Origin of the sequence: Cohnella sp. AR92 (assembly GCF_003990975.1) — a bacterium.
Classification (GTDB): Bacteria; Bacillota; Bacilli; order Paenibacillales; family Paenibacillaceae; genus Cohnella.
The window spans coordinates 391,342-413,902 of the sequence record NZ_RZJR01000001.1 but is presented as its reverse complement, the minus strand read 5'-3'; the positions used below and the strand labels follow the sequence as shown (position 1 = coordinate 413,902).

At 60.3% G+C, this 22,561-nt stretch carries 22 protein-coding genes; 8 read left to right on the top strand and 14 right to left on the bottom strand.

The window, feature by feature from the left end; all coding sequences use genetic code 11:
• Positions 1–738: a class I SAM-dependent methyltransferase gene (locus ELR57_RS01875; protein WP_158629897.1), complete on the top strand. Its 738-nt coding sequence runs from the start codon at positions 1–3 to the stop codon at positions 736–738.
• Here ELR57_RS01875 and ELR57_RS01870 read toward each other — a convergent pair.
• The 4 genes from ELR57_RS01870 to ELR57_RS01855 form a co-directional block, all read right to left on the bottom strand.
• The gene (locus ELR57_RS01870) at positions 716–2,866 is read right to left on the bottom strand and encodes a tetratricopeptide repeat-containing glycosyltransferase family 2 protein (protein ID WP_126956661.1); all 2,151 of its coding nucleotides are present in this window, start codon (positions 2,864–2,866) and stop codon (positions 716–718) included. The two genes, ELR57_RS01875 and ELR57_RS01870, sit on opposite strands and share 23 nt — an antisense overlap.
• A gap of 16 nt (positions 2,867–2,882) precedes the next feature.
• Entirely contained in the window at positions 2,883–4,697 is a 1,815-nt protein-coding gene (locus tag ELR57_RS01865; RefSeq protein WP_158629896.1) for a glycosyltransferase, read from the bottom strand.
• The gene (locus ELR57_RS01860) at positions 4,690–6,915 is read right to left on the bottom strand and encodes a glycosyltransferase (RefSeq protein ID WP_126956658.1); all 2,226 of its coding nucleotides are present in this window, start codon (positions 6,913–6,915) and stop codon (positions 4,690–4,692) included. Before ELR57_RS01860 ends, ELR57_RS01865 begins: the two co-directional genes overlap by 8 nt.
• 173 nt (positions 6,916–7,088) lie before the next feature.
• A complete protein-coding gene (locus tag ELR57_RS01855; protein ID WP_126956656.1) occupies positions 7,089–7,826 on the bottom strand; it encodes an SDR family oxidoreductase in 738 nt (245 codons plus the stop codon).
• A 181-nt stretch (positions 7,827–8,007) separates the two neighbouring features.
• On the opposite strand from ELR57_RS01855, the gene ELR57_RS01850 reads away from it, so the two are divergent.
• The gene (locus ELR57_RS01850) at positions 8,008–8,934 is read left to right on the top strand and encodes an AraC family transcriptional regulator (protein WP_126956654.1); all 927 of its coding nucleotides are present in this window, start codon (positions 8,008–8,010) and stop codon (positions 8,932–8,934) included.
• Here the strand turns inward: ELR57_RS01850 and ELR57_RS01845 are convergent.
• From ELR57_RS01845 to ELR57_RS01820, 6 genes are all read right to left on the bottom strand, one after another.
• Entirely contained in the window at positions 8,931–9,482 is a 552-nt protein-coding gene (locus ELR57_RS01845) for a nucleotidyltransferase family protein (protein ID WP_126956652.1), read from the bottom strand. The two genes, ELR57_RS01850 and ELR57_RS01845, sit on opposite strands and share 4 nt — an antisense overlap.
• 20 nt (positions 9,483–9,502) lie before the next feature.
• Entirely contained in the window at positions 9,503–9,916 is a 414-nt protein-coding gene (locus ELR57_RS01840; RefSeq protein WP_126956650.1) for a DUF6157 family protein, read from the bottom strand.
• 379 nt (positions 9,917–10,295) lie between these two features.
• On the bottom strand, positions 10,296–10,571 hold the full coding sequence (locus ELR57_RS01835) for a hypothetical protein (protein ID WP_126956648.1): 276 nt from the start codon (positions 10,569–10,571) through the stop codon (positions 10,296–10,298).
• Positions 10,572–10,714: 143 nt separating this feature from the next.
• Positions 10,715–11,110, bottom strand: a complete 396-nt coding sequence (locus ELR57_RS01830) for a DUF4259 domain-containing protein (RefSeq protein ID WP_126956646.1) — start codon at positions 11,108–11,110, stop codon at positions 10,715–10,717.
• Between the two features lie 209 nt (positions 11,111–11,319).
• Complete coding sequence (locus tag ELR57_RS01825) at positions 11,320–12,111, bottom strand: DUF6385 domain-containing protein (RefSeq protein ID WP_126956644.1); 792 nt, start codon at positions 12,109–12,111, stop codon at positions 11,320–11,322.
• A gap of 51 nt (positions 12,112–12,162) precedes the next feature.
• Positions 12,163–12,666 (bottom strand): DUF6385 domain-containing protein, encoded by a 504-nt coding sequence (locus tag ELR57_RS01820; protein ID WP_126956642.1) that lies wholly within the window; start codon positions 12,664–12,666, stop codon positions 12,163–12,165.
• A 165-nt stretch (positions 12,667–12,831) separates the two neighbouring features.
• Between ELR57_RS01820 and ELR57_RS01815 the strand changes: the two genes are divergently transcribed.
• Together ELR57_RS01815 and ELR57_RS01810 are read left to right on the top strand one after the other, a co-directional pair.
• Entirely contained in the window at positions 12,832–13,368 is a 537-nt protein-coding gene (locus ELR57_RS01815; RefSeq protein WP_126956640.1) for a hypothetical protein, read from the top strand.
• A gap of 21 nt (positions 13,369–13,389) precedes the next feature.
• The gene (locus ELR57_RS01810) at positions 13,390–13,977 is read left to right on the top strand and encodes a hypothetical protein (protein WP_126956638.1); all 588 of its coding nucleotides are present in this window, start codon (positions 13,390–13,392) and stop codon (positions 13,975–13,977) included.
• Positions 13,978–14,072: 95 nt separating this feature from the next.
• On the opposite strand, the gene ELR57_RS01805 is transcribed toward ELR57_RS01810, so the two are convergent.
• Entirely contained in the window at positions 14,073–14,495 is a 423-nt protein-coding gene (locus ELR57_RS01805; protein ID WP_126956636.1) for an Rrf2 family transcriptional regulator, read from the bottom strand.
• A gap of 130 nt (positions 14,496–14,625) precedes the next feature.
• Entirely contained in the window at positions 14,626–15,786 is a 1,161-nt protein-coding gene (gene purT / locus ELR57_RS01800) for a formate-dependent phosphoribosylglycinamide formyltransferase (protein WP_126956634.1), read from the bottom strand.
• Positions 15,787–15,921: 135 nt separating this feature from the next.
• Between purT and ELR57_RS01795 the strand changes: the two genes are divergently transcribed.
• From ELR57_RS01795 to ELR57_RS01785, 3 genes are all read left to right on the top strand, one after another.
• A complete protein-coding gene (locus ELR57_RS01795; RefSeq protein WP_126956897.1) occupies positions 15,922–16,077 on the top strand; it encodes a DUF1540 domain-containing protein in 156 nt (51 codons plus the stop codon).
• A 437-nt stretch (positions 16,078–16,514) separates the two neighbouring features.
• Positions 16,515–17,201, top strand: a complete 687-nt coding sequence (locus ELR57_RS01790) for a type 1 glutamine amidotransferase (protein ID WP_126956632.1) — start codon at positions 16,515–16,517, stop codon at positions 17,199–17,201.
• 136 nt (positions 17,202–17,337) lie between these two features.
• Complete coding sequence (locus ELR57_RS01785) at positions 17,338–18,606, top strand: ammonium transporter (RefSeq protein WP_126956630.1); 1,269 nt, start codon at positions 17,338–17,340, stop codon at positions 18,604–18,606.
• 80 nt (positions 18,607–18,686) lie between these two features.
• Here ELR57_RS01785 and ELR57_RS01780 read toward each other — a convergent pair whose 3' ends face one another.
• Both ELR57_RS01780 and ELR57_RS01775 read right to left on the bottom strand, forming a co-directional pair.
• A complete protein-coding gene (locus ELR57_RS01780) occupies positions 18,687–20,696 on the bottom strand; it encodes a Na+/H+ antiporter (protein ID WP_126956629.1) in 2,010 nt (669 codons plus the stop codon).
• Between the two features lie 187 nt (positions 20,697–20,883).
• Positions 20,884–21,894, bottom strand: coding sequence for an aldose 1-epimerase (locus ELR57_RS01775; RefSeq protein WP_126956627.1), 1,011 nt, complete (start codon positions 21,892–21,894; stop codon positions 20,884–20,886).
• A 230-nt stretch (positions 21,895–22,124) separates the two neighbouring features.
• On the opposite strand from ELR57_RS01775, the gene ELR57_RS01770 reads away from it, so the two are divergent.
• Positions 22,125–22,532: a MarR family winged helix-turn-helix transcriptional regulator gene (locus ELR57_RS01770; protein ID WP_126956895.1), complete on the top strand. Its 408-nt coding sequence runs from the start codon at positions 22,125–22,127 to the stop codon at positions 22,530–22,532.
• Positions 22,533–22,561 lie beyond the last annotated feature (29 nt).

Below are 22,561 nucleotides of genomic sequence, written 5' to 3'. Positions count from 1 at the left end.
ATGACGCTTAGAGAGGAACCGCAGCCCGCGAACGAGAGGGATCGGATCTCCCGTTACATGCTGCAGACCGATCCTTCCGCGGAGACGGGCCCGCTCGCCCTGCCCCCCGCATGGTGGAGCAAGCCCTACGAATACGAGTGGGCGCGGCGGTTCGCCCGGCCCGGAGATATCGTGCTGGAGGCGGGCGGCGGAAGCGTTCAGCCCTTCATCCTGAAGCTGGCGAGCCTCTGCCGGGAGGTTCACGTGTGCGACGACAGCCCGCATGCCGAGTCCACCGAGTCGATTATCCGGGAGTGGATCGTCCGCTACGGGCCTGTCGTCGCGGTGGAGCTGCAGGGGCCGGCCTTCGAGCGGATCAGCTTCGCCTGCGCGGATCTGAGCGCGCTGCCCTTCGATGAAGGGACGTTCGACGCCGTCTTCTACCTGCCGTCGGCGGATAGAGGGGCGGACGGGAAGGCGGGTCTTGCGGAAGGGAAGTCGGGAGCCTCCGACCGGGAGGAGAGAACCCGGATATGGAGAGAGTTCGCAAGGGTGCTGAAGCCGCAAGGCCGATTGATCGCCGCTTTGGGGGTTACCGGATCCTTAGACGGCTTCGCCTCGGAGATCGCCGCCGCCGGACTCCGTTTCGACGGGCCGGCGGAGTTGGAGCGCCCCGCCGACGCTCTCTATGCGGTTCGATACGGCGAGCGGCACTATTGCTTCCGCGCTTGCCTCGTCAGAGCAGAAGGGTGCGGCTAGCGAAGGAAGGGTCCGACCAAACGGGGCAGGCACCGCCATTCCGGAAAGCGGAGTTAGGCTTGCCGATAAGTTCGGAAAGGAAGAAATGTCCGGTCTCGCCGGGTTCTGTGGGATTACCAGGATCTTCAGACTCTCTAGACTCTAGATTCTTCTCAGATCTGCTAGGCTCGCCAGTTCCGCCCGCAATGGCCTCATTGCGGGCATTGCCATCGTTGCCGGCATTGCCATCATTTCCGACATTGCGATCATTGCCGGCTTTACCGGCATTACCGGCTTTACCGGCTTTACAGGCTTTACCGGCCGTCCGTTCGGCCAGCCGAAGCCATGCGTGCGTGCTGCCCGCCAGCGAGGCGGCCGCATGGGACGGATTCCTCTCCGCCCGAACGGCGGACAGCCACTCCAGAGCCCGCTTCGGCTGGCCGGCCAGCAGGGCGGCCGCTCCTTTGAGCAGAAGGAGAGCGTTACCGTCCCCCTCATCCTTTTGCTCCGATTCCCGCCCTTCCGCGCATAGGCGCTCCAATTGTTCCGACGGCAAACGAAGCAGACCCAGCCGGCGAGCGAGCGGAACGGTCTCCCAGATGCTCCGGCTGCCGCCGCCCTTCCGAATGCCCTCCCAGCCCTCCCAGCCTTCCCAAGCTTCCCAGGCTTCCCAAGCGCCGATTCGAAGCAGGAGCGAGGAAGCCGCTCTCCCGTAAACCGGCGGATGAGGGAGAGTCGCATGGCCTTGAAGCTGGACGAGCCCCCATCGATAGAGAGCCGCCTCCTCGGCTTGAATCTCGTTCAGCTCCATAAGCCGGGCCTCCCAAGACTCGACCGCCCGTTCAAAGTCTCCCAATTGGGCGGCCATCACCCCCTCCGCCAGCGGAAGGTTCTCCAACCCTTCGGCAAGCAGGCTGCCGTGGTCCTTAAGCCATAACGGCTCGCGCAGATCCAGCAGAGTCTCCGCCAGCGCCGACTTTATGGCGGGAGACAGCGCGTCGCTCCAGCTCCGAAGACACCGCTCCAGCATGTCCATTCGTTCCAGGGCCGAGCAGAGAACGGCTAGGCGAAGCCAAGCCGGCTCGAAGTTCGCCTGGTAACGAAGAGCCTCCTCGTATTCGAGGCAGGCCTCCGGGAATCTCCGCAGCCGCTCCAGCACAAGCCCGGCCAGGTAGCGGCTGCGGAAGTTGCCCGCTCCCGAGGAAGCGGAATAGAGGACCTGCGGGGAACCGCCGAGCGACTCCGCCTGCCTGGCCAGCCGAAGGGCTTCCTCGTACCGCCGTTCCTCCAGCATCAGCCCGGCTCTCAGCTCCAGCAGCTCCGCATAGTCCGGGTAAAGCTCCAGCATCTCCCCGGTCAGTTGGATGGCCGCCTGACTTCTGCCGGTCTCCTTCAAGGCGAATGCGGTCTTCAGCGACAGGTCCGACAGATAGCCCTCCCCGAAGGGGACCTCGCCGAGGAGGGGAAGGAATGCCTTAAGGGCTTGCTCGTACTGCCCTTGGACGAAATACTCCGTGCCCAGCGCATAACGAAGCACCGGATTGCCTTCGTCGCCGCGAAGCGCTTCGCGAATCATGCGGAGATTGCGCTCCGGTTTGTTCTTGCGGGCGATCGTCTTCTTCAAGTAGCCGTAATGGCGGATGGAGAGAGCGGACGGCCGCAGCTTCTCCGGTCCCAGCTCCAGGATGGAGCTCGCCGTCTCTTCATGGATCGCTCCTCGGAATCGAATCCGCCCGTCGTTGCGGAACAACCGGCAGACCCAGTCGATCGCCGCTTCCTCCCCTTCTCCGACCAGGCTCTCCATCCGCACGTATAAGCCCATAACGCCGTCCTCTTCGGCGGACCTCACGCCTTCCAGAAGCTCCTCCGCCGACGATGCCCACTCCTCGTCGGCGTCGAGCACCAGAATCCACGGCTGCGATGCCCTTCGCAGGACCTCATTGCGGACCGCCGCGAAGTTCCCGGACCAAGGAAGAGCGATCACCCTCGCCCCGAAGGCTTCCGCAATCTCCGCGCTGCGATCCGCCGACCCCGTGTCGGCGATCCAAATCTCGGCGACTATCCCCATAACAGATTGCAGGCAGCGCGCCAGACAATCCTCTTCGTCCCGCACGATCATGCACAGCGAGAGAGGCAGATGCTGCTCCAAAGCCACTCGCTCCTTCCTATCGGAATCCGTCCTCTGCCGGCAGCTTCAGGCGAATGGACAGCAGCTTTCTCTCCATGGGCAACAAGGCTGCGCCTTCCTTGCTTGCCGCTCCCTTGCGTAGCACGGCCAGATGCCGATCCGCAATCGAAGACAGGCTGCGCACAAGAGCTTCCGTCCCTTCGGACGCTTTCCCCCGCGAAGCCCCCTTCACAGGGAGTCCATGCTGAAGAAGCGCGTCCCATCTCTCCAGAAGGGCCGCGAACGCTGCTCGGCGCCCCGACGCCCAAGCCGCCTCCAGCAGTCGCTGCAGCTGACGCCACGGAGCCTCTCCGATGTCCTCCATCCCGCTTCCCGCCAAGTAACGGACAAGCGGGCTCCGCCAGCCTCCCGAACGTCCCGCCTCCATTTTCCGGCCGCTTCCCGTCGCTTCAACCCGCTCAAGCCACTCCAACTGCTCCAGCAGCTCCGGACGCCCTTCCGTTCCATGCGGCTTCAGCAGCCTCATCGCGCCTGTCAGCTCTCCAAGCTGAAGCCGGGCTTCCGTCTCCGTCTCGAGACGAAGAGATCTCGGCAGACGCCTGCCCTCCGGGCGCTTCAACAGCTCGAGAACGGCAAGACCGCAGCGGCAGCGCAGCAGAATGCCGAGCAGCTTGAGGAAGGCGTCGGGCGACTGCTCCCGCAGACGGCTGCGGATCCAATCGCCGATTCGGCGTTCTCTGCCGGAGAGCCGCATCAGAAGAAAGCTCCGGTATAGAGGAGGCGTGAGGCTCGGCTTGCCGCGGATCGCCTCCACGTACCAGTTCAGCGCTTCCTCGATCTCGCCTTCTTCTTCGTTGAGCAATCCCAGAGCGTAGGCCGTCCGGTACGTGCCGATCCCTTCCTCGGTATGATAGAGAGCCGGCGGAGGACCCAGATTCATCGCTTTGGCCAGCGAGCGTCTCGCGTCCTCCCTTCGGCCAAGCGCAAGCTCGCAAGCGGCCCGGTATTGCAGCAGGTCCGTGTATTCCGGGAACTGCCGCTCCGCCTCCCCGAGCCGCTCCAGCGCCTGCTCCCATCGGCCCATCGCCTGTAGGCAGCGGACCTCGTACTTGCAGAGAAGATGGGCATAGCTGAGCGCATCGGAATCCATCAGCCCCTTTGCTCTGCGGAACGAATCCAACGCGTCCCCGGCCCGATTCATCCGGAGATACTCGACTCCGATGTTGTACCAGTAGAACGCATTGTTCGGCTCGTCGCGCAGTGCCTCCTCCAGCAGCTCCGCATTGCGCCTAATCTTGTCCTTGGCGACAACCCATTCCTGCCGATAGCCGTAATGATGGATCGGAACGTCCGTCAGGTGGAACGCCGCTCCAGGCTGACGGCGAAGGATCGCCGCGGCGATCTGCTCGTGGATTCGGCCCTCGAACAGATGCTCCGGACGGCGGCGGAACAGCCGCAGCACCGGGTTGATCGTCGCTCCCTGCGAGCCGTCTCCCACATAGTTGTGGATCTGCAGGAAAAACCCCTCGTACTCGTCGTGCTGAACCAGCTCGAGCAGTCGGGGTCCCTTCTCGGCATCCAGAGCCTCATCCGCGTCGAGGAACAGAATCCAGTCCCCCCGCGCTTCGCGAACCCCTTCATTCCGCGCGGCCGCGAAGTCTCCTTTCCATGGCGCTTCGATTACCTTAGCCCCATATCGGCGGGCGATCGCCGCCGTCTCGTCCGTCGAGCCCGTATCGACGACGACGATCTCGCGCACGATTCCCTGCACGCTGTCCAAGCAGCGGGGCAGCTGCAGCTCCTCGTTCTTCACGATCATGCATAGGGTGATCGTCCTTGCCCGTTCAAGCATGGGAATTCCTCCGCGCAGCCGGCAGTCTCGAGGTACGCCATTCGATGCGGTTAAGCTCGCCGATTGCCTGATCGATCTTGACCAGGTCGCTTCGGAGCCCTTCCGCTTCCGGGAAGCGTTCCGCCCCTTCCGCCGCCGTCTGCCTCGCCAGTTGGAGATAGCAGAAGGCCGCTCCCCAGCGCGCCTCCCGCCAAGCGCCTTTCTTCTCCGCGGCCCGTTCGAACAAAGCCGCCGCCGAGGCATAATGCCCTCTCTCGCACAGAATCTCCGCTAGCTGGAAACAGCCCTCTTCGTCCAGTTGCCCTGCGCTCATCAGCCGTATGAAGCGGTCCGCTGCCCTGAGTGCATATCCATGGCGATATAAAGAGGCCGCCAGCGTTTGCTCTCCGTTCGGAATCCGTTCGGCTAACTTCTCTGCCAGCCGGGGAAGGCGAAGCTCCAGCATCCGTTCCATTATACGCGCAGGCAGCGCGCGATCCCGGAGATCCCGAAGATCCAGAAGGCCCCCAGGGCCCCGGAGATCCGAGTTCTCCGGATTCGCGCCGAGCAAAGCGGCGGTAAGTGCCGCCGCATCGTCCCGCATGTCCCGGGGAAGTCCGCGCAGCAGCTCCTCCGATGGAGCGACTCCCTCCGCCCAGCAAGCGATTGCCGCATCCGCTTGAACGAGAGCGGGGAGATGCCCCCCGGCGTTCTCTTGCTCCCGGAGACGTTCCATCGCCTCCCGATACCGCCCCGCCCGGATGAGACTGGCCGGCAATTCCTCCGCCCCAAGCTCCCGCAGCAGTCCGATCGCTTCTTCGTCCGCTCCGCAGCGAACGAGCGCCCGCGCAACAAGAAGCCTATCGGCCGCCGATCCTTCCGAGCCGATTCGGGCGAGAAGAAGCTCGCGGAGGTCTCGATCGGGAACCCCGATCGCAGACAACGCCTCCGCCCAGCCCGATACGGCAGGCCGATATGACGGACACTCCGCAAGCGCGGCCCGATAGAGCTCCTCCGCCAGCTGAGGAGCGCCAAGCCGCAGCGCCATTCGAGCTTGCGAAGCGCGGGAAACGAAGCGGCCCGCCCCGAGCTCCGCGACGTAATCCCCCGTCTCTCCCCCGCCGCATTCACAGGCCTTCGCGAACGAATCGAAGGCTTCGCCCAGCAAACCCTCCTCCTCCAGGCATTCTCCCAACAAATGATGAAGCTCCGCATAATCGGAATATCGCGGAAGCTCCGCTTGAAGCAGCCCCATCGCCCGTTCTCGCGCAAGCTCGCGCGCTCGCTCCCGCTCCAAGTCGCTCACCTTGTCCGGCGCTTTATCCGGATACATTCGACGCTGCCCTCCCGACCCGCTATTCCGCCTTTGCCATTCCGCCTCTCCTTTTCCGTTCCTCCCTCGCCGTTCCGTTCCCCGTTCCCCGTTCCGTTCCGAGCCCGCGAGCCACAGCTTAACCGTGTCGCGAACAAGAGTCGCCCGGTACGGCGCCTTCTCCGGCGCCTTGCTTAGGGCTTCGACGAAAGCCCGCTCCGCTTCCGCCAGCTCGCCGGACTGACAGTAGGAGACGCCGAGATTGTAGAGCAGGAACGGATCGCCCGGCTTCTCCCCCAGCTCCAGCATGAGCAGCCGGCGATTGCGCTGCGCCGTCTCTTTGCGGGACAGTTCCCCGGGAAGATACCCCGTATGAATAAGCCGGAGCGGACTGTTCTCGCCCGCCGGGCATTCCCAGCTTCCGTCCGGTCCGGGAACCAGCAGTTGCTCATGAATTCGCCCTTCATAGCGGAAGCCCCGTCCCGCTCGGAATAGGCGGACCGCTTCGCTGACGACGGCGTCCTCGGCCCGATCCCCGATCCGGTGAGTCATCTTTACCCGGAAAGCGTTCGTTTGAGGGTCCGCCCGGTCCAGCGCCTCCGCCAGCAGATCCGCTCCGCCTTCCACCGACTCGTCGGCATCCAGAACAAGAATCCATTCGGTCGACGCCAGCGGAAGCCCCGCGTTGCGAGCGTCCGCGAAGCTGTCCGTCCATGGCGCCGCCTTCACGACGGCCCCTCTCGACCGGGCCAACTCCACCGTCCGGTCCGTCGAGCCCGTATCGACGACAATGATCTCGTCCGCCAGCCCTTGCACGCTGTCCAAACAGCGCGGAAGGCGGTTCTCCTCGTTGCGGACGATCAGATGGACACCGAGCCTGCCTCCCATCGCTCCCCCCCGTTCCCGTACAACGACAACAAGCGCCATAAAGGCACACGCCGTCTCCGCGAAGACTTCATGTACCTTATGACATCCATACGCTAGTGGTGCCTATGGCCCGGCTATGATCGCCATCCTGGAATGGACACAGAAAAGGACGACCGCCTCCGCGCTTGAAGCGCGTCCGATCGTCCCTCGTACGTTGGTTAAGCCTATGAACGTCAGTTGAAGCCCCCGTTTACGCGAATCGTCTGTCCCGTTATCCAACGCGCTTTGTCGCTGACGAGCAGCTCGATCGCGTTCGCGATATCCTCGGGTTCGCCAAGACGGCCGAAAGCGTTCATGCGGCGGTACGAGTCGACAATCTCCTCCGACTTGCCGTTCAAGAACAGCTCCGTCGATACCTGTCCCGGCGCGACGCAATTGATCGTGATCCCCTTCGGGCCGAACTCCTTCGCCAGTTGACGGGTCAATTGCTCGACGGCGCCCTTCGTCGCGGCGTAAACGCTGTAAGTCGGAAGCATGGCTCCGGCCACGGACGTCGAGAAGTTCACGATCGTTCCGCCGGCCCCCATATGCTTCATCGCTTGCTGACACGAGAAGAAGGTTCCTTTGACGTTGACGTTGAAGTTTCGGTCGAAGAATTCTTCCGTCGCTTCCCCGATCGCCGCGTTCTCCATGATGCCGGCATTGTTGACCAGAATGTCCACGCGTCCGAATCGTTCCAGCGTCTCCGCGAACAAGGCTTCGATCTCGCTTACGCGGCCCACGTCGGCGCGAATGGCGGCCGCCTCGCTTCCCGCTTGCCCGATCGTCTTCACGACTTCCTCCGCCTTCTCCCGGTTCGAGGAATAATTAACGACGATCTTCGCCCCCGCTTGCGCCAGCTGAATGGCAATCTGACGACCGATTCCTCTCGATGCCCCCGTTACGATGGCGACTTTTCCTCTGATGCTCATTTGCGCTCTCTCCTTTGTTATCCGATGTCGGCCGATCGGCGATCCGCCGCGCTCAACCTTGCATCCTTATTGTAAGGAGAGAAGCATCGGACCCGTTAGATCAAAGCTGTACGATCCTTGCCTAATTCTCTTCGATACCGATATAGTAGGGGAAAAGGAGTGCGGAAGGGAGCTAGATCGAATGGAAGAAAAGAACGAATCCGCGGGGATGGAGAACCGTTTGAGTCAACTGGCATCGCTTATTCGACGCCATGCCCCGACAAGCGGAACTCATCCAACGGCGGTTCCGTCCCTGGCGCTGATGCATGCCGCGAAGCCCTCGGAACCGTTGGAGTCTGTCTACAAGCCGTCTATATGCGTCGTGGCCCAAGGAGCGAAGACCGCCGCCCTCGCCGACGAGATCTACCGGTATGATCCTTCGACTTACCTGGTTACCTCCGTCGAGCTCCCGATTCTCGGCCGAATCGTCGAGGCTTCGCCGGAGACGCCTTATCTCTCCTTGAAGCTGAGCTTCGATGCCGACGTCATCCTGGACCTCGCCAAGAAGATGAACCGCCTGGGCAGCCAACCGTCGGAAGCCGGCCGCGGCATCTCCGTCAATCGGCCTTCTCCCGAGCTGCTCGACGCCCTCGTGCGGCTGCTGCAGCTGCTCGATTCGCCATCCGATATTCCGGTTCTTGCGCCGCTGTTGGTTCGCGAAATTCTGTATCGGGTCATGCAGGGCAACCAAAGCACGCTCCTGCACCACTTTGGGGTAACCGGCAGCCAGGCCCACAACATCTCTCAGGCGATCCGGCTGATTAACCGCCATTATGACCGACCTCTCGCGGTGGACCGGCTGGCCGAATCCGTGAATATGAGCACGTCGGCGTTCCACAAGCATTTTAAACGCGTGACGGCGATGAGTCCGCTGCAATATCAGAAGACGGTGCGCCTGCAGGAAGCGAGAAGACTGATTCTGACGGAGACCGCCCAAGTGTCCGATGCCGCCTTCCGGGTCGGCTACGAGAGTCCCTCCCAGTTCAGCCGGGAATACGCGCGCATGTACGGGCAGCCCCCGACGCGGGACGTTCGGGAGCTGCGGGAATCTGCGGAACATTCGGTTTAGGAGTCTACCAAAGTTAGCCGAGGCCACGTCGTAAGCCAACGCTTGTTGCGAACTCTACCGAGGAACATTTCCTTGTCGGGGCAGAACGAGCTTGGCCGCAGCTTCAGCTCGAACAGATCCTCCAGCCCGTGCGGCGCGATGATTCGGAGGCCTCCCTCGGGATCGAGCCGGACTCCGACCGCCGTCGCGGTCTCCGGCCACCTCTTCATCGCGTCTTCGATCGATACGTACTCGGACTCGTTGTTGCGGATATGCATCCGGGCTTGGTTTTTGACGGACCACTTGTCCTGCGGCGAGATCCTCCTCAACCGCTCTTCCAGCTTCTTCTCCGCATCTTCCGTTACGTCGGAACGGTCGTAGATCAGAACGTCGACGTCTTCCAGCGGCGTACGCCCCGCGAATCCATGCAAGCGGTCCCAGACCAAGTTGCGCACATAGCCGGCGGCGATGCACCAATCGGGAAGGTTCAAGGCTTGGACGAGTTCGAGATCCCGCCGAAGCCGCTTCTCGGCTGACAGAATCTCGAGGAGATCGGATAAATAGTTCATCGGGTTAAAAGCTCACATCCTTAAGTCGCCCGACTTGAGCGCATGGCTTTCGTATGCTTTAGACTAGGGTCGTTCGCCAGCTTCCGGTATTCCTCCGATTCGACGGGATAGAGCGCCACCTTGCCTCTCTCGTCGTGATGAATTCCCCAACCATATCGCTTGCCTAGAGAAGAGGTGCGAAGGCAGGGCTGCCCTCTGGAGAAAAACTTCTCCCGCTCCGCCGGCTTCCGCTCTTCCGGAATGCCGTTGCGCACCGCGAACACCTCGAACAGCACGTCCTCTTGGCTAAATTCGTAGGGATGGCGCCCGATCATCTCGAATTGAAGAACCGGAACGGACTTGGCGTCGCCTTTGGCCTTCGGAATCTCCGCCGCGAACGCCGGGCAATCCTCCGCCACCTCGACGAACAGGTTGTAGTGGTTCATGTCTTTCATCTCGCTCACCCTCCTTCTCTTATTTTTACCTCCTGAAGATTACACCAAACGCAACGATCGAGAGCATCCGGCACGTCATCTTACCTTCGCCCCCGCCTGCTCTTCCTTCGCTTTAATCCGGCAACCAATTGGATAAGCAGAGCGGTTACGAAGATCGCGAGCGCAGGAATCGAATCTTCCTTGAACTCCTCGAGATCGAAATCCTTGATGTACGCGAACAAGCCATAGGGATAAGCTATGACTAGGCACGTGGCGACCGCTGCTCTGAATCTCTTATTCGCCATGAATTTGGCATTAAATCTATTAAGCCTCTTATTAAGCCTCTTAAAATTTAACAACGTGAGATATAACGTCGCGACCCCGATAAAGACAAGCACAATCATCCCGAGATTTCCCGCCCCTCGATCCTCACGACATGCCAATCTCGATCAAAAGTAACGGTTTCGCCTGTCTTGATCTCCTCCCAAACCTCTTGCTCCCGGATCTCGACCTGCACGATGGAATCGGAAGGACCGGTTACGGACAAATAATAGGCTCCGCCCTGCTCGTATTTCTCTTTGACCGTTCGAGTCGTCTCGGTTGTGCCGGAGCCAGGTTCGGAAGCGCAGCCCGATAACGCAAGCAGGACAAGCAGCAATGCCAGTAGCGCCCTCATAAACTCTCGTTCCGATCATACGAATCGCTGGTGTCTCGGTAAGCAAGATCGTGAATGAGCGGATACGCAAACATGCAATAGAGGATCAGAACCGTCAAAGCGCCGGCGATGTTATAGAACCTGCGGAATACCATTCTATAACCTCATCCGATCCTTCCAGCCAGCTCTTTGACCGCGCCCAGCCACTCCTCGAAGTGCTCGCTTTCCTCCCATAATTCCTTGAGTTCGGATTCCTCCGCTATCCTCTCCAGCGCCTTACGGGCGGAGGCCAACAGATGCCGGCCTTCTCCCTTGTGCTTCGCGATCCATTCCTCAAGCTCTTCGTCTTCATAGTCCGCTCCCGGCTTATTCTGCAAGGCGGCCAGCACCTCGGCGGCTCCGATGGCGATAGATGCCGTATCCGCGTCCAGCTCCGAATCTCCGTCCAGCGCCAATTCGATCGCCTCTTCGATCAAGCTCAGATCTTCCGTCTCCTCGAGATCCGCCAGCCAGTCCAGAACCGTATCGTTGTCGAAGTTGCCGTGTCCCCATGCTCCCATTGATGACCATCCTCGTCTATTGGATATGCAACGCCAATGTATTCCATCTCATTAACTGTTTTAATTATTCGCCGTCCCATCTCTTATCTCCTTCGAAGCATCTCGGCCCTTGCCTGCCCGCGCCCAAGGAGCGGCCCGCCCTTAATCCGGTTGTCTTACGGAAACGACAAAAAAAAAAGCGCGGTTCTCCCGCGCTCTTCATGCCGCCCTTATGTTCCTTGCGCGTTGAAGTACACGTCGATCGTCGCCGAGCTGCCCGCCGCGCTCGATCGGTAGGCCAGGCGCGTGTACTTGAGGAAGGTCTTCGGCACGAGAACGTCCACCGAACCGGCCGCGATGCCGGTAATCGTGTCCACGTCGTCGAACCAATTGGTGCCGTTCGCGCTTACTTCCACCCGCGCGTCCGCTTTGTTCGTTCCGGGGCCTTTGTTGTAGACAAAGAAGGAATAGGTGCCCAGCACGCTGGTCGTCACCGCGGGAAGAGCCGTGAACGCGTCGGCCGTGTTCAGGTTGGTCGACGCGCTCTCTTGAAAGCTCTTCTGCGAGATCGAGGTCACGCTGCTGAGCGTACCGGCCGTGATCGTCGCTCCCAATACACTCGTGATCGTACCGTTGAGCAGGTTCGTCAGCGTGCCTGCCGTAATCGTGGCCCCAAGTACGCTCGTGATCGTACCGTTAAGCAGGTTCGTCAGCGTGCCTGCCGTAATCGTGGCTCCAAGTACGCTCGTGATCGTACCGTTAAGCAGGTTCGTCAGCGTGCCTGCCGTGATCGTGGCCCCTAGAACGCTCGTAATGGTGCCGTTCAGGATGTTCGTCAGCGTTCCCGACGTGACGGTAACGCCGGAGATATTAATGTTGCTAAGCGTTCCGTCCATGATGACGGTGAGGAGCTGGCCGCTGGAATTGACCGCGGCCGCATGGCTGACCCCGCTGCTGTCATGTCCGAAGATTAACGTGCGCAAATAGTCCGGGTTGGTGTTGAATACGGAAAAGTTAGGCAATGTGCCGCCCTCCCTCCTTCAATGATCGCCATGCATTCGAATGGGGCTCCGCTAACCCGAGCTTTGCGCTTGGTAGTAGATATCGACTACGCTGTCTCGTCCCGGCGCCTGCGAACGGATCCCGAGACGGGTGAAGCGCAAGTAGCGGATCGGAACGATCGCTGCCGTTCGCCCTCCCCCTACGAGTTCCTCCGTATCCAACGCGTAATCGACGGCGTTGGGGCTGATCTCGAGCCTGACGACGATCGGATTGTCCCCTTTGTTTACGATGCCGAACGAATACTGCGTCTGACGGGAGGTATCGATAGGCGCCAAGTAAGCGAAGTCATCGCTCGTTGCCCTCCCCAGCGTCTTGCATTGGGTATAAACGACATTGGATCTGCGTCGGCGTTCGAAACTCCTTCTTCTCCGACGGCATCGTACGCTGCAGCCGGTCGGCCGGATCTTCCTGCAAGCCGTATTCGCACGGGAATGGACCGCCTTTTTCCCCCGGCGGCATGCGCATCGAAGCGAAGGAATGGCGCCCTGCAACGCTCTTTTGCCCGATCGACGCATGCCGCCATCCTCCTCTTGTATCGCCGTTGCGACAACTTATGAGCCCTTCGGATTCCCTGGCACGGCATCTGCCTTTTAAAGCGGCGGATCGTTACCGGCACAAGCAGGTTCGGCCTCCTCGGACATACAATGGCAGGACGCATTCTTCAGAGGGGAGGAGTCTCCATGACGAATTACAGCGTGTTCAACAAGTCCAACAGTCCCTTGTATACCCAATCCGTCAACACGTTCTCTTCGCCGGCCGTCGAAGGGTCTCCGGACTACGACGCTGCCAAATCCAGCTCGCTTTACCTTCTGACAACCAACAATACGACCTGGTCGGGCGGCGGCAACAGCCTGTTGCTTCAAGTCGCGAACGGGTCGGGGAATACGAAGAGCATGTATGTATCTCGCATCTTCGGCGGAGCCACAGCGGCCTCCACCTTCACGCTTTATTCTGGAGGGACCATCACGGGCGGAACGACCCCGACTCCGTTCAACACCTTCTTCGGAAGCTCGAGCACCAGCACCATGACAACCAAGCAGCTATCGGGAACGCTGGGGGGAACGCCCACCACCCTCGCAAGCATTCCTTTCGCCGCCGGCTTGTACTCCTTCGACTTCGAAGGCGGAATCGTCGTTCCCGCCAATCATACGTTGACCGTCGCCCTTGGTCCGGGCGCCAATACCGGCTCCATCCAGATCATCTGGTGGGAATACTGAGATACGGACGGTGACTCCCGCATGACCAACTTTACCGTTCTCGACTCCAAGTCCCAGCCCATCTCCATTCGAATGGCGAATACGTTCCGTTCTCCAGGGATCGCCGTTCCCGTTTCGGCCGGGGCCGCGACGAGCGGAGCCGCCTTCGCTTGCTCCTTCACGAACAGCGTGCTGCTCGGAGCGGTCGGAGGGAGCGGCTTCGCGGTGCTGCAGATCTCCAATCCGGCCGGCAGCGGCAAGAATGTCTATGCTTCCGCCATGCTGGGCGGAATCGATGTCGGACTCACCCTGATCTCCAGCTTCACCGGCGTCGCGCAGATCACCAGGGGAGCCGCGCTTAGCTCGCCGACGACGGCGAGCGCAACGAACCTGAGATTGGGCAGCAACGGCACCAGCGTTGCGACGATCCAGACGGCGACCGCGGCGGTCAGCGGAGGAAGCGTCGCCATGCAATTGCCCCTGCTGCAGAGCAATAGCTGCTCCTTGCCCCTTAACGGACAGTTTATCGTCCCTCCTGGGCAAACCATCGAGCTGCAGGCTCAAGGGACGGTCAGCCTGATCGCGGTCACCATGATCGCCAAGGTCAATCTCATGTGGTGGGAAGCCTAAGCTAACAGCATAAAAAAAGCGTCCCCGGCTTCTTGCGCCAACAACTCGCGCATGGATAGAAGCTTAAGGACGCTTATGTTTTACCTTGTATATGGTTATGCCTTGCCCGCAACCTCTAGGCTGACCTGCTCCATCGTCACCCGGTCGAGCTCCGCCTCCAACGCCCGCTGAGCGCTGACGAAGACATGGTCGAGCGAGGACTGGATATTCCTCCCGACCGGACAAGCCGGGTTCGGGTGCTCGTGCATCGAGAACAACTCCTCCTGATCGGGGAGCACGGCCCGGTACACGTCAAGCATCGTGATCTCGCTTAACGGCCGCACCAGAGTCGCGCCCGCCACCCCGGCGTTCGTCCGGACGAGCCCCGCCTTGCTCAGCATGCCGAGAATCCGGCGGATGACCACGGGATTCGTATTGACGCTCGACGCGATATACTCCGAAGTAATCCGGTTGCCCTCGTTCTGGTGAATCAAAGTCAGAATATGCGCCGCCACGGAGAACCGGCTGCTTATCGCCATAGGGGACCCTCCTTCCCATTAGGTGTACTCAGTATAGTTACAGCAAGTCGAAGCTGTCAATGGAATAAAGCCCCGCGGATCGGATGCGCCAATGGCCTCGGCCGCGAACGCCGCGCTCCAAGTCCTCGCCTTATCGTCCTTCCAGCTTCAGCTTGCCAAGCGCTTCCGTCGCGCGTTCCCTTGCCGCTTCGACCGTATCCGCGGCGGCGAGCGCCACGGCCATCCGGCGCCCGGCTTTCGTTACCGGCTTGCCGAAGATCCTCAGCTGCGTGTCCGGGAGAGCGAGAGCCTCCTCCGCCCCGAGAAGACGGTAGCTGGACCACTCGGCTTCCGCTTTGAGCGGCCGGCTCGCTCCCGGGGACGTCAGCTTGATCTCCGGTATCGGCAGGCCGAGAATCGCCCGGGCATGCAGCGCGAACTCCGACAGGTTCTGGCTCGCCAAGGTGACCAGGCCCGTGTCGTGAGGGCGCGGCGACACTTCGCTGAAGTACACCTTGTCGGCCGAGAGGAACAGCTCGACCCCGAAGATGCCCGCTCCGCCCAGCTCGTCCGTAATGACCTTTGCAATCCGCTTCGCTTCTTCCAGCTGGGCGTCGGTCATCCGATGGGGCTGCCAGGATTCGATATAGTCCCCATCCTGCTGAATGTGGCCGATCGGAGCGCAGAACTGCGTTCCGTTCGCCGAACGAACCGTCAGCAGCGTAATCTCGGAATCGAAGCGAATGAACTCTTCCACGATCACGCGCCCTTGCTGCACGCGGCCGCCTTCCATCGCGATCCGCCAACTCCGTTCGAGCTCCTCTTCGGAACGGCAGACGCTCTGCCCTTTGCCCGAAGAGCTCATCAGCGGCTTCACGACGCAAGGGAATCCCATCTCGCGAGCGGCGGCTTCGAACTGTTCATAGTCATCGGCGAATCGATACTGCGCCGTCGGCAGGCCAAGCGTCTCCGCGGCCAGTCGGCGAATGCCCTCGCGGTCCATCGTGAGACGGGCCGCTCTCGCCGTCGGAATGACGCGGTAGCCTTCCTCCTCCAGCTTCTCCAGCTCCGCCGTCGCGATCGCCTCGATCTCCGGTACGATCAGATCCGGCTTCTCGCGCTCCACCAATTCCCGCAGAGCCTGCTTGTCCAGCATATCGATCACATAGCTCCGGTCCGCGACATGCATCGCCGGAGCTCCTTCATAACGATCCACCGCGATCGTCTCGACGCCAAGGCGCTGAGCCTCGATAAGAACTTCCTTGCCAAGCTCCCCGGATCCGAGAAGCATCAATCTGGTTGTTTGGAACATGCGTGCGTTTAACCCCCTGCGATTAATCGAATAGGTCCATTATACACCAAAGAAGCCAAATCGCAGGCGAGATGGCTTGCAGGTATGAAGCGCATGGGAATCACCCATCCTAGGAAGGATGGGAGGTGAATGACGATGGCTAAGGACGTGCTTTGCGAAGTGAATTCTTGCAAGTACTGGGCAGCCGGCAATCACTGCGCGGCAACCTCTATTTATGTAGTCAGCAATCGCGGCAACCAAGCTCGCAACTCGGAAGAAACCGACTGCAAGACGTTCGAACCGAAGGTGTAATTCGGCTTTGCCCTATAACGCGAATGGGCAAGAGCGGTCCGGCGAGGGCCGCTCTTGTGCGTTGACCGTCTCCATCCATCATTATTGCCGCCGGTGAGAACAATTATCACTATTTGGCGAGATTTTTTATTTGCCGATTCTCTCCGCGTCAAACGCTTCCTTCCGCCAACCCTCGCGCCCCCATCTTCTCCCGATCGCCGGACGTTCATCTCTCCGAACGGAGGCTCGCTTTTCACCTGTTCTCGAAACTCTGCGAAATACGGTTCGTTCCCAAAAACTATCGAAATTCACCAAAGCTTTGACGTTAGATTCTCTGTATTTTAATGTTATATATGTTGACATCAAATAATATCATTGATAGAATTACGGACATAATCATTCTTAAAGAACCCATATTCAATGCGAAGGATAGACCACGGATTGCGGAGGGAATCACCATGAGAATCGCTATTCTGAAGCATTTCAGCTTCGATGACGAGAGCGCCATTACGGAATGGTCGCGCTCCAGGGGGCATTCCTTTACGATCGTCAATCCCACCAATGAAGACAGATTACCTGACATGGAATCGTTCGATCTGCTCATTATTATGGGAGGTCCGATGAGCGTCTACGAGGAGGAGCTCCATCCTTGGCTGGTCCGGGAAAAGCGATTCCTACGGGAAGCGATCGACGCGGACAAGAAAATCCTTGGCATCTGTCTCGGCGGACAGCTTCTCGCGGAGGCGCTGGGAGGAACCGTGTTCCGGAACAAGCACAAGGAACTCGGTTTCCATCCGCTGCGGAGAACCGGCAACGAGCATCCCTTGTTCGACGGGATGCCGGAACGGTTTTACTCTTACCAATGGCATGGGGATGCCTTCGAGCTTCCCGGCAACGCCCTGCCCCTCGCCTCCTCGGAGGCATGCCGGAACCAGGCCTTCGCCTGCGGCCCCCGGATTCTGGGCCTACAATTCCACCTCGAGACAACCCGCTCCTGCGCCGAGACCATGCTCGACCGCTGGCGAAGCGAACTGGTTGAAGCCCCCTTCATTCAATCGGGAGAGCAGATCCAAGCGCAGTGGAATCGGGTGGCCGACTCGCACGGGTACCTCCGGGGAATCCTCGACCGCTTCGAGACCGCCTGATCGCCCAATAGCATGGCGTTTCTCAAGCTCAAGAGGGCCTCTCCCTATCGCAAGATTAGGACAGGCGGACTTTCGGCCCGCTACTCGCGGTTAGGCAGCACACACACTCACACACTCACCATGGGAGGCAACACTTATGGAAATAGGAATCAATTCCGTCTGGACCACGCTGGGCGCCATTCTCGTTCTCTTCATGCAATGCGGCTTCATCCTGCTGGAAGCCGGCTCCACCCGAATGAAGAACGCCGGCCACATCGCCGGCAAGACCATCTTCACGATCGGCATCACCTCCGTCGTCTTCTGGGCGGTCGGCTACGCGTTCATCTTCGGCGGAGACGGCAACGGCTTCCTCGGCTGGGGCGACTACTTCGGCTTCGACGTCCTTGCCGTTCCGGAAGGAGCGAGCGTCGCTCCGACCGTCATGTTCCTCTTCCAGCTCGCATTCGCGACGATCTCGATGTCGGTCGCCTTCGGCGGCTTCGCGGAGAGAGCCAAGCTGTCCGCTTACCTGATCTTCGCGGTTCTGTTCTCGGCGATCATCTATCCGGTCATCGCCCACTGGATCTGGGGCGGCGGCTGGCTCTCCGAGCACGGCGACCAAGACTTCGCAGGCTCCACGGTCGTTCACCTGACGGGCGCCATGGCCGCTCTCGCCGCCACCCTCCTACTGAAGCCGCGTATCGGCAAGTTCGGCAAGAAAGGCGTGTCGAACGAGATTCCCGGCCACAACCAAGTATATACGACCCTCGGCGTCATGATCCTATGGATCGGCTGGTTCGGCTTTAACGCTGGCAGTTCCATCACCGCCGGCGACGGCAGCTTCTTCGGCTTCATCGCGATCAATACGCAGCTCGGCGCCGCCGGCGGCGCCATCGCGGCTCTGCTCGTCGCCTGGGCGGTGACCGGCAAGGCGGATATCCCCGTCATGCTGAACGGCGCTCTCGCCGGCCTGGTCGCCATCACCGCCTCCTGCGCCTTCGTCGAATCCTGGGCGGCCCTCGTCATCGGCCTGATCGCCGGCGTGCTCGTCTTCGCCGGAATGCGCTTGGTAGACAAGCTCCGAATCGACGATCCGATCTCCGCCATCTCCGCTCACGGTTTGGCCGGGATCTGGGGCACGCTCTCGACAGGTTTCTTCGCCACCAAAGAGCTGGCCGAGCAAGTCGGCGTCGGCCGCGAAGGGCTCTTCTACGGGGGCGGCTGGCATCAATTCGGCATCCAAGCGCTCGGCGTCGCGGTCTGCGGGCTGTTCGCCTTCGTCGTCTCCTACGTCATCCTGTTCGCCATCAAGAAGACGATCGGCCTTCGCGTCACCGAGGAGCAAGAAATCATGGGCCTGGACATCAGCGAGCACGGCTCGTACGGCTATCCGGAGCAGTTGAACCAAGCGAGCAGCCAAGCATAAGTCCGGCTGGGCAAGCATACAAAAGAGAAAGAGCAGCTCCGCCGGAAACGCGGGGCTGCTCTTTCTTGCCGATTGCGGGCTTATTGCATGTCTTCTTCCGAGACGGCGGCTTCCATCGTGCTGATGAAGAACCTCAGGCCGTTCATCATACCGAGCGTCACTTCTCCGTTCGCATAGAGGGTTTGCAGCGCTTCCCGTTCCATCTGGATGGCCCTGCGCTCCCACTCTCTTTTGTCCCGTTGGAACTCCTCGCTCTTCTCGACCGGGCTCAACCTCTCGGAAGCGCGACGAATTCCTTCCTGATAGTGCTGGATAACCGCCGAGCAGGCTCTCTTGTCGTCTTCGTTCGAGATGGCTGCCTGAAGCTTGATGACGGCCGCCTTGGAAGTCTTCGCGCGAAGCTCCCTCAGTTCGGAGATGTCGGCTTCGGTCCACCTTCTCTCCTTGCTGCGGGACATTATCCTCCAGATCCGCCGCGATGCCATCCGGAACGATTGAACCATCGCCTGCCCCCGGTTGGCCAGGATCGCTTCCGTTCTCTCGAGAATCAGATCGAACCGGCTTGCCGTCTCGTTCGAGATCTCGCCGCGCTCGAGCAGACGAGCCGCTTCTTCTCGCTCCGTCCGAATGGCCAGCATCCACTTGTCCCTAACGGCCGACTTCCAGGCGCGGTGTTCCTTGTAGCCGGGATTGGAGCGGATCTGGCGAAGCTTCTGCCCATAGTCGCCTAGCACGGCCATGATCACGCCGCGATTGTCGTCGTTGATCTCGTCCTTTAGCGAGCGAACGGCCATCTCCAGAATGCGGATCTGCGCTTCGTTCTCGGAGAGATGCGCGTCCTCTTCCTCTCCCGGATCCGACTTCCTGGAGATCAGCGGAAGCGCTATGCTGGCTGTCAGAAGAGTCACAAGGATGACTCCGGCGGAGAGGAAGATGATCAGATCCCGTTCGGGAAAAGCGCTGCCGTCGTCCAGCACGAGAGGAATGGAGAAGGCGCCTGCCAGCGTCACCGCCCCGCGCACGCCGGACAGCGTCGTCAACACCGCCGACTTGAACCGAATCTTCTTGGTTCCGATCCCCTCAAGAGTCGAGAAGAGATAGACCCAGAGGAATCGGAGCACGTACAGCGCGAAAGTAATGATCAGGACGTAACCGATCGCCTGAGCGTTGTCGAACTTCGGATCCTCCCAGATGATTTCGGTGACATGGGGAATCTGCAAGCCGAGAATGAGGAAGACGAGGCCGTTCAGGATAAACAGGATAACGGACCACGTGCTGGAGGAGACGATCTGCAGCTTCGTAGCGTACGGCTCCAGGCGATCCTTCGCGATCGCATGGAAAATGCCTCCGGCGACGACGCCGAGAACGCCGGATACGCCGATCTCTTCCGCGATGATATAGATCACGAAAGGAGTCAGGATCTGGATGAGCATGTGCATGGTAGCGTCTTCGATCCCGAGCCTTCTCAAGAACGACCGGAGGGCGATGAATGCCAACGAGAGAACGATGCCGACCAGGACGCCTCCGAGCGCGATGACGACGAAGCTCCAGGAAGCGTTCAGCAGCGAGAAGGCCCCCGTCACCGTCGCGGCAACCGCGAATTTGAAGGCGACCAGACCGGAAGCGTCGTTCATGAGCGCTTCGCCTTCCAGCAAGTGAAGAATACCCTTCGGAAGCTTGATTCGGCCCGACAGCGCCCCGACCGCCACCGCGTCGGTAGGCGAGAGAATCGCCGCGAGAGCGAACGCCGCGGACAGCGGGATGGAAGGAAGCATCCAGTGAATGCCGTAGCCGCCGATGAACACGGTCACGAAGACAAGCCCTACCGCAAGCAGGAGTATCCAGCCCCTCAGCTTCCAGAGCTCGTCCCTCGGCGTCCTCCTTCCGTCGTTGAAGAGCAGCGGAGCGACGAACAGCACAAAGAAGAGCTCCGGCTCTAGCTCCAGCTCGATTCCGATCGGCAGGAGCGCCAGCAGCGCGCCGAGCGCAATCTGGAAGAGCGGAACCGGAACCGCGGGAACGATGCGGCTGAGCACGTTCGATACGGCGATCAGAGTCAGAAGCCCGAGAATAAGAAGAAATAATTCCATTCGTTAACCAGCCTTTCTTGATGGCGGACTGCAGGGACGGCCTTCCATAGCCGCGATCCGATCGATGGTCATTATGGGCAAATGGAAGGCATTTCTATGCACCGGACGCCCATGCCTTACGAACCGCAAAAGAAACGGAAACCGGATGCGGCCAAGCGGCATCCGGTCTCCGTTTCTTTATCCTTGCTTATGCGTTGTTGATGATATACAGGCGGCTGGTCTCTTCCCAGACCTCGCCTTGCTCGAGTCCGATCAGCCCGATCTCTTCCGCGGGCAGATCGACGTTAGGAGCGTTGACCAGATTGATCTGAGGCTCCGGACAGAAGAAGCCTCCTTGCATGGCGTTGTTCCAGATCATCCACATTTTGTAGCCGGTGCCGACGTCGTAGACGAGCTTCGCTCCCTCGCGGGAATCGGTCAGCTCCATATAATTGCGGCCGTTCTGGGTTCTGGCGGTATAGTGGTTGTCCATCGACTCGAAGAACGGGGACTGCGTGCCCTCCCGCATCTTCTTCTCGCCTTCCGACAGCGGCTGGAACCGCCCGGTCGGCAGCATTCGGCCGTCCGCCCCCATCTCCCAACGGTCGCCTATCGTCAGCTTGAAGCTTACGTCCGACGTCCGGCTGGACGGCGCGAACGGCGCGTTGATCGCCGTATGGAACGCCAGCAGGCAAGGGAGCCGCTTCGGCCCGTCGTTGCGAACGCTTACGCGCTGCCGCAGTCCTTCTTCGCTCAGCGTGTATTCCAGGGTCAGCGTGAACTCGAACGGGTATTGCTCATAGATCGGATGGCCTTCCGCTACCGTAAGGGACAGCGTGACTCGGCTCTCCGCTTCGTCCGCTCCGTAACGCTCGACCTTCCAAGGAATCGTATGGACGAAGCCGTGGAGATGGTTGCCGCGTTCCTTCTCGTTCACGGGCAATTGATAAGTCGTGCCTTCCCAAGGGAACTTGCCCGCATCATAGCGGTTCGGCGGGAACAGCACCGGAATTCCGTGAATGCCGGGGTTCGCCCGGAAAGCGTCCATCTCCGCTTCGCCCGGCTCCCGCAGGATCGCGTACCGGCGGCTCGTATCGCGGAATGCGATCAGGTTCGCTCCGATTGCCGGAAGCACGGCCGCCTCGTAAGAACCGGCTTGAAGCCAGATGGCTTGTTCATCATGAAAAGTGCCTTCATAAGCGCGAATAACCGTTGACATGGGATCCTCCTCGATTTAAGAAAAAAGTCCAATTTGCTCAACTATTCACTAGCATACCATATTTGCTCGCAAGCAAAAACGCCCGCGGCGTCCTCTGGACCCTAAAGGCGTTCCTTTTGGTTTTGACAGGGGAATTCGCCTCTCGTATATTATAGTTAGCTATCTAACTATATTCAGGTCTCGCTAGGAGGATTTAGCCATTGCGTTCGGAACAGAACCTTACCCATCTCATGCGCCACGTGCTGAAGGACCATCGGGCCCATGTCGACCGGCTGATTCGGGCATATGAGGTCTATCCCGGCCAGCCGCCTCTTCTCTTGCGGCTCTCCGACGCGGACGGCCTCAGCCAGCGCGAGCTGGCGGAGAGCAAGGGCGTGAAGCCCGCAACCCTGACGGTCATGCTGCAGAGGATGGAGAAAACCGGGCTGATCCGCCGCGCGGCCGACGAGAAGGACCAACGAGTGACGAGAGTCCGCCTCACCGACAAAGGCCGCGAGGCCGCCGAAGCGGTCAGGCACGCGATAAACGAGGTAGAGGCCCGCTCCTTCGAGGGCTTCTTGCCGGAAGAAAAGCTGCTTCTTCGGCGGTTTCTGCTGCAGATGATGGATAATCTGACAAGCTGGGCGCCCGAGGATTGAAGAATAAGTTAGCCGACTAATGATTTAAG

Bases quoted from the DNA above. Each gene is read 5' to 3' on its own strand.
- ELR57_RS01875 (WP_158629897.1), top strand. From the start codon at position 1: ATGACGCTTAGAGAGGAACCGCAGCCCGCGAACGAGAGGGATCGGATC.
- ELR57_RS01865 (WP_158629896.1), bottom strand. From the start codon at position 4,697: ATGCTTGAACGGGCAAGGACGATCACCCTATGCATGATCGTGAAGAAC.
- ELR57_RS01860 (WP_126956658.1), bottom strand. From the start codon at position 6,915: ATGGCGCTTGTTGTCGTTGTACGGGAACGGGGGGGAGCGATGGGAGGC.
- ELR57_RS01855 (WP_126956656.1), bottom strand. From the start codon at position 7,826: ATGAGCATCAGAGGAAAAGTCGCCATCGTAACGGGGGCATCGAGAGGA.
- ELR57_RS01850 (WP_126956654.1), top strand. From the start codon at position 8,008: ATGGAAGAAAAGAACGAATCCGCGGGGATGGAGAACCGTTTGAGTCAA.
- ELR57_RS01845 (WP_126956652.1), bottom strand. From the start codon at position 9,482: ATGAACTATTTATCCGATCTCCTCGAGATTCTGTCAGCCGAGAAGCGG.
- ELR57_RS01840 (WP_126956650.1), bottom strand. From the start codon at position 9,916: ATGAAAGACATGAACCACTACAACCTGTTCGTCGAGGTGGCGGAGGAT.
- ELR57_RS01835 (WP_126956648.1), bottom strand. From the start codon at position 10,571: ATGAGGGCGCTACTGGCATTGCTGCTTGTCCTGCTTGCGTTATCGGGC.
- ELR57_RS01830 (WP_126956646.1), bottom strand. From the start codon at position 11,110: ATGGGAGCATGGGGACACGGCAACTTCGACAACGATACGGTTCTGGAC.
- ELR57_RS01820 (WP_126956642.1), bottom strand. From the start codon at position 12,666: ATGCGTCGATCGGGCAAAAGAGCGTTGCAGGGCGCCATTCCTTCGCTT.
- ELR57_RS01815 (WP_126956640.1), top strand. From the start codon at position 12,832: ATGACGAATTACAGCGTGTTCAACAAGTCCAACAGTCCCTTGTATACC.
- ELR57_RS01810 (WP_126956638.1), top strand. From the start codon at position 13,390: ATGACCAACTTTACCGTTCTCGACTCCAAGTCCCAGCCCATCTCCATT.
- ELR57_RS01805 (WP_126956636.1), bottom strand. From the start codon at position 14,495: ATGGCGATAAGCAGCCGGTTCTCCGTGGCGGCGCATATTCTGACTTTG.
- purT (WP_126956634.1), bottom strand. From the start codon at position 15,786: ATGTTCCAAACAACCAGATTGATGCTTCTCGGATCCGGGGAGCTTGGC.
- ELR57_RS01795 (WP_126956897.1), top strand. From the start codon at position 15,922: ATGGCTAAGGACGTGCTTTGCGAAGTGAATTCTTGCAAGTACTGGGCA.
- ELR57_RS01790 (WP_126956632.1), top strand. From the start codon at position 16,515: ATGAGAATCGCTATTCTGAAGCATTTCAGCTTCGATGACGAGAGCGCC.
- ELR57_RS01785 (WP_126956630.1), top strand. From the start codon at position 17,338: ATGGAAATAGGAATCAATTCCGTCTGGACCACGCTGGGCGCCATTCTC.
- ELR57_RS01780 (WP_126956629.1), bottom strand. From the start codon at position 20,696: ATGGAATTATTTCTTCTTATTCTCGGGCTTCTGACTCTGATCGCCGTA.
- ELR57_RS01775 (WP_126956627.1), bottom strand. From the start codon at position 21,894: ATGTCAACGGTTATTCGCGCTTATGAAGGCACTTTTCATGATGAACAA.
- ELR57_RS01770 (WP_126956895.1), top strand. From the start codon at position 22,125: ATGCGCCACGTGCTGAAGGACCATCGGGCCCATGTCGACCGGCTGATT.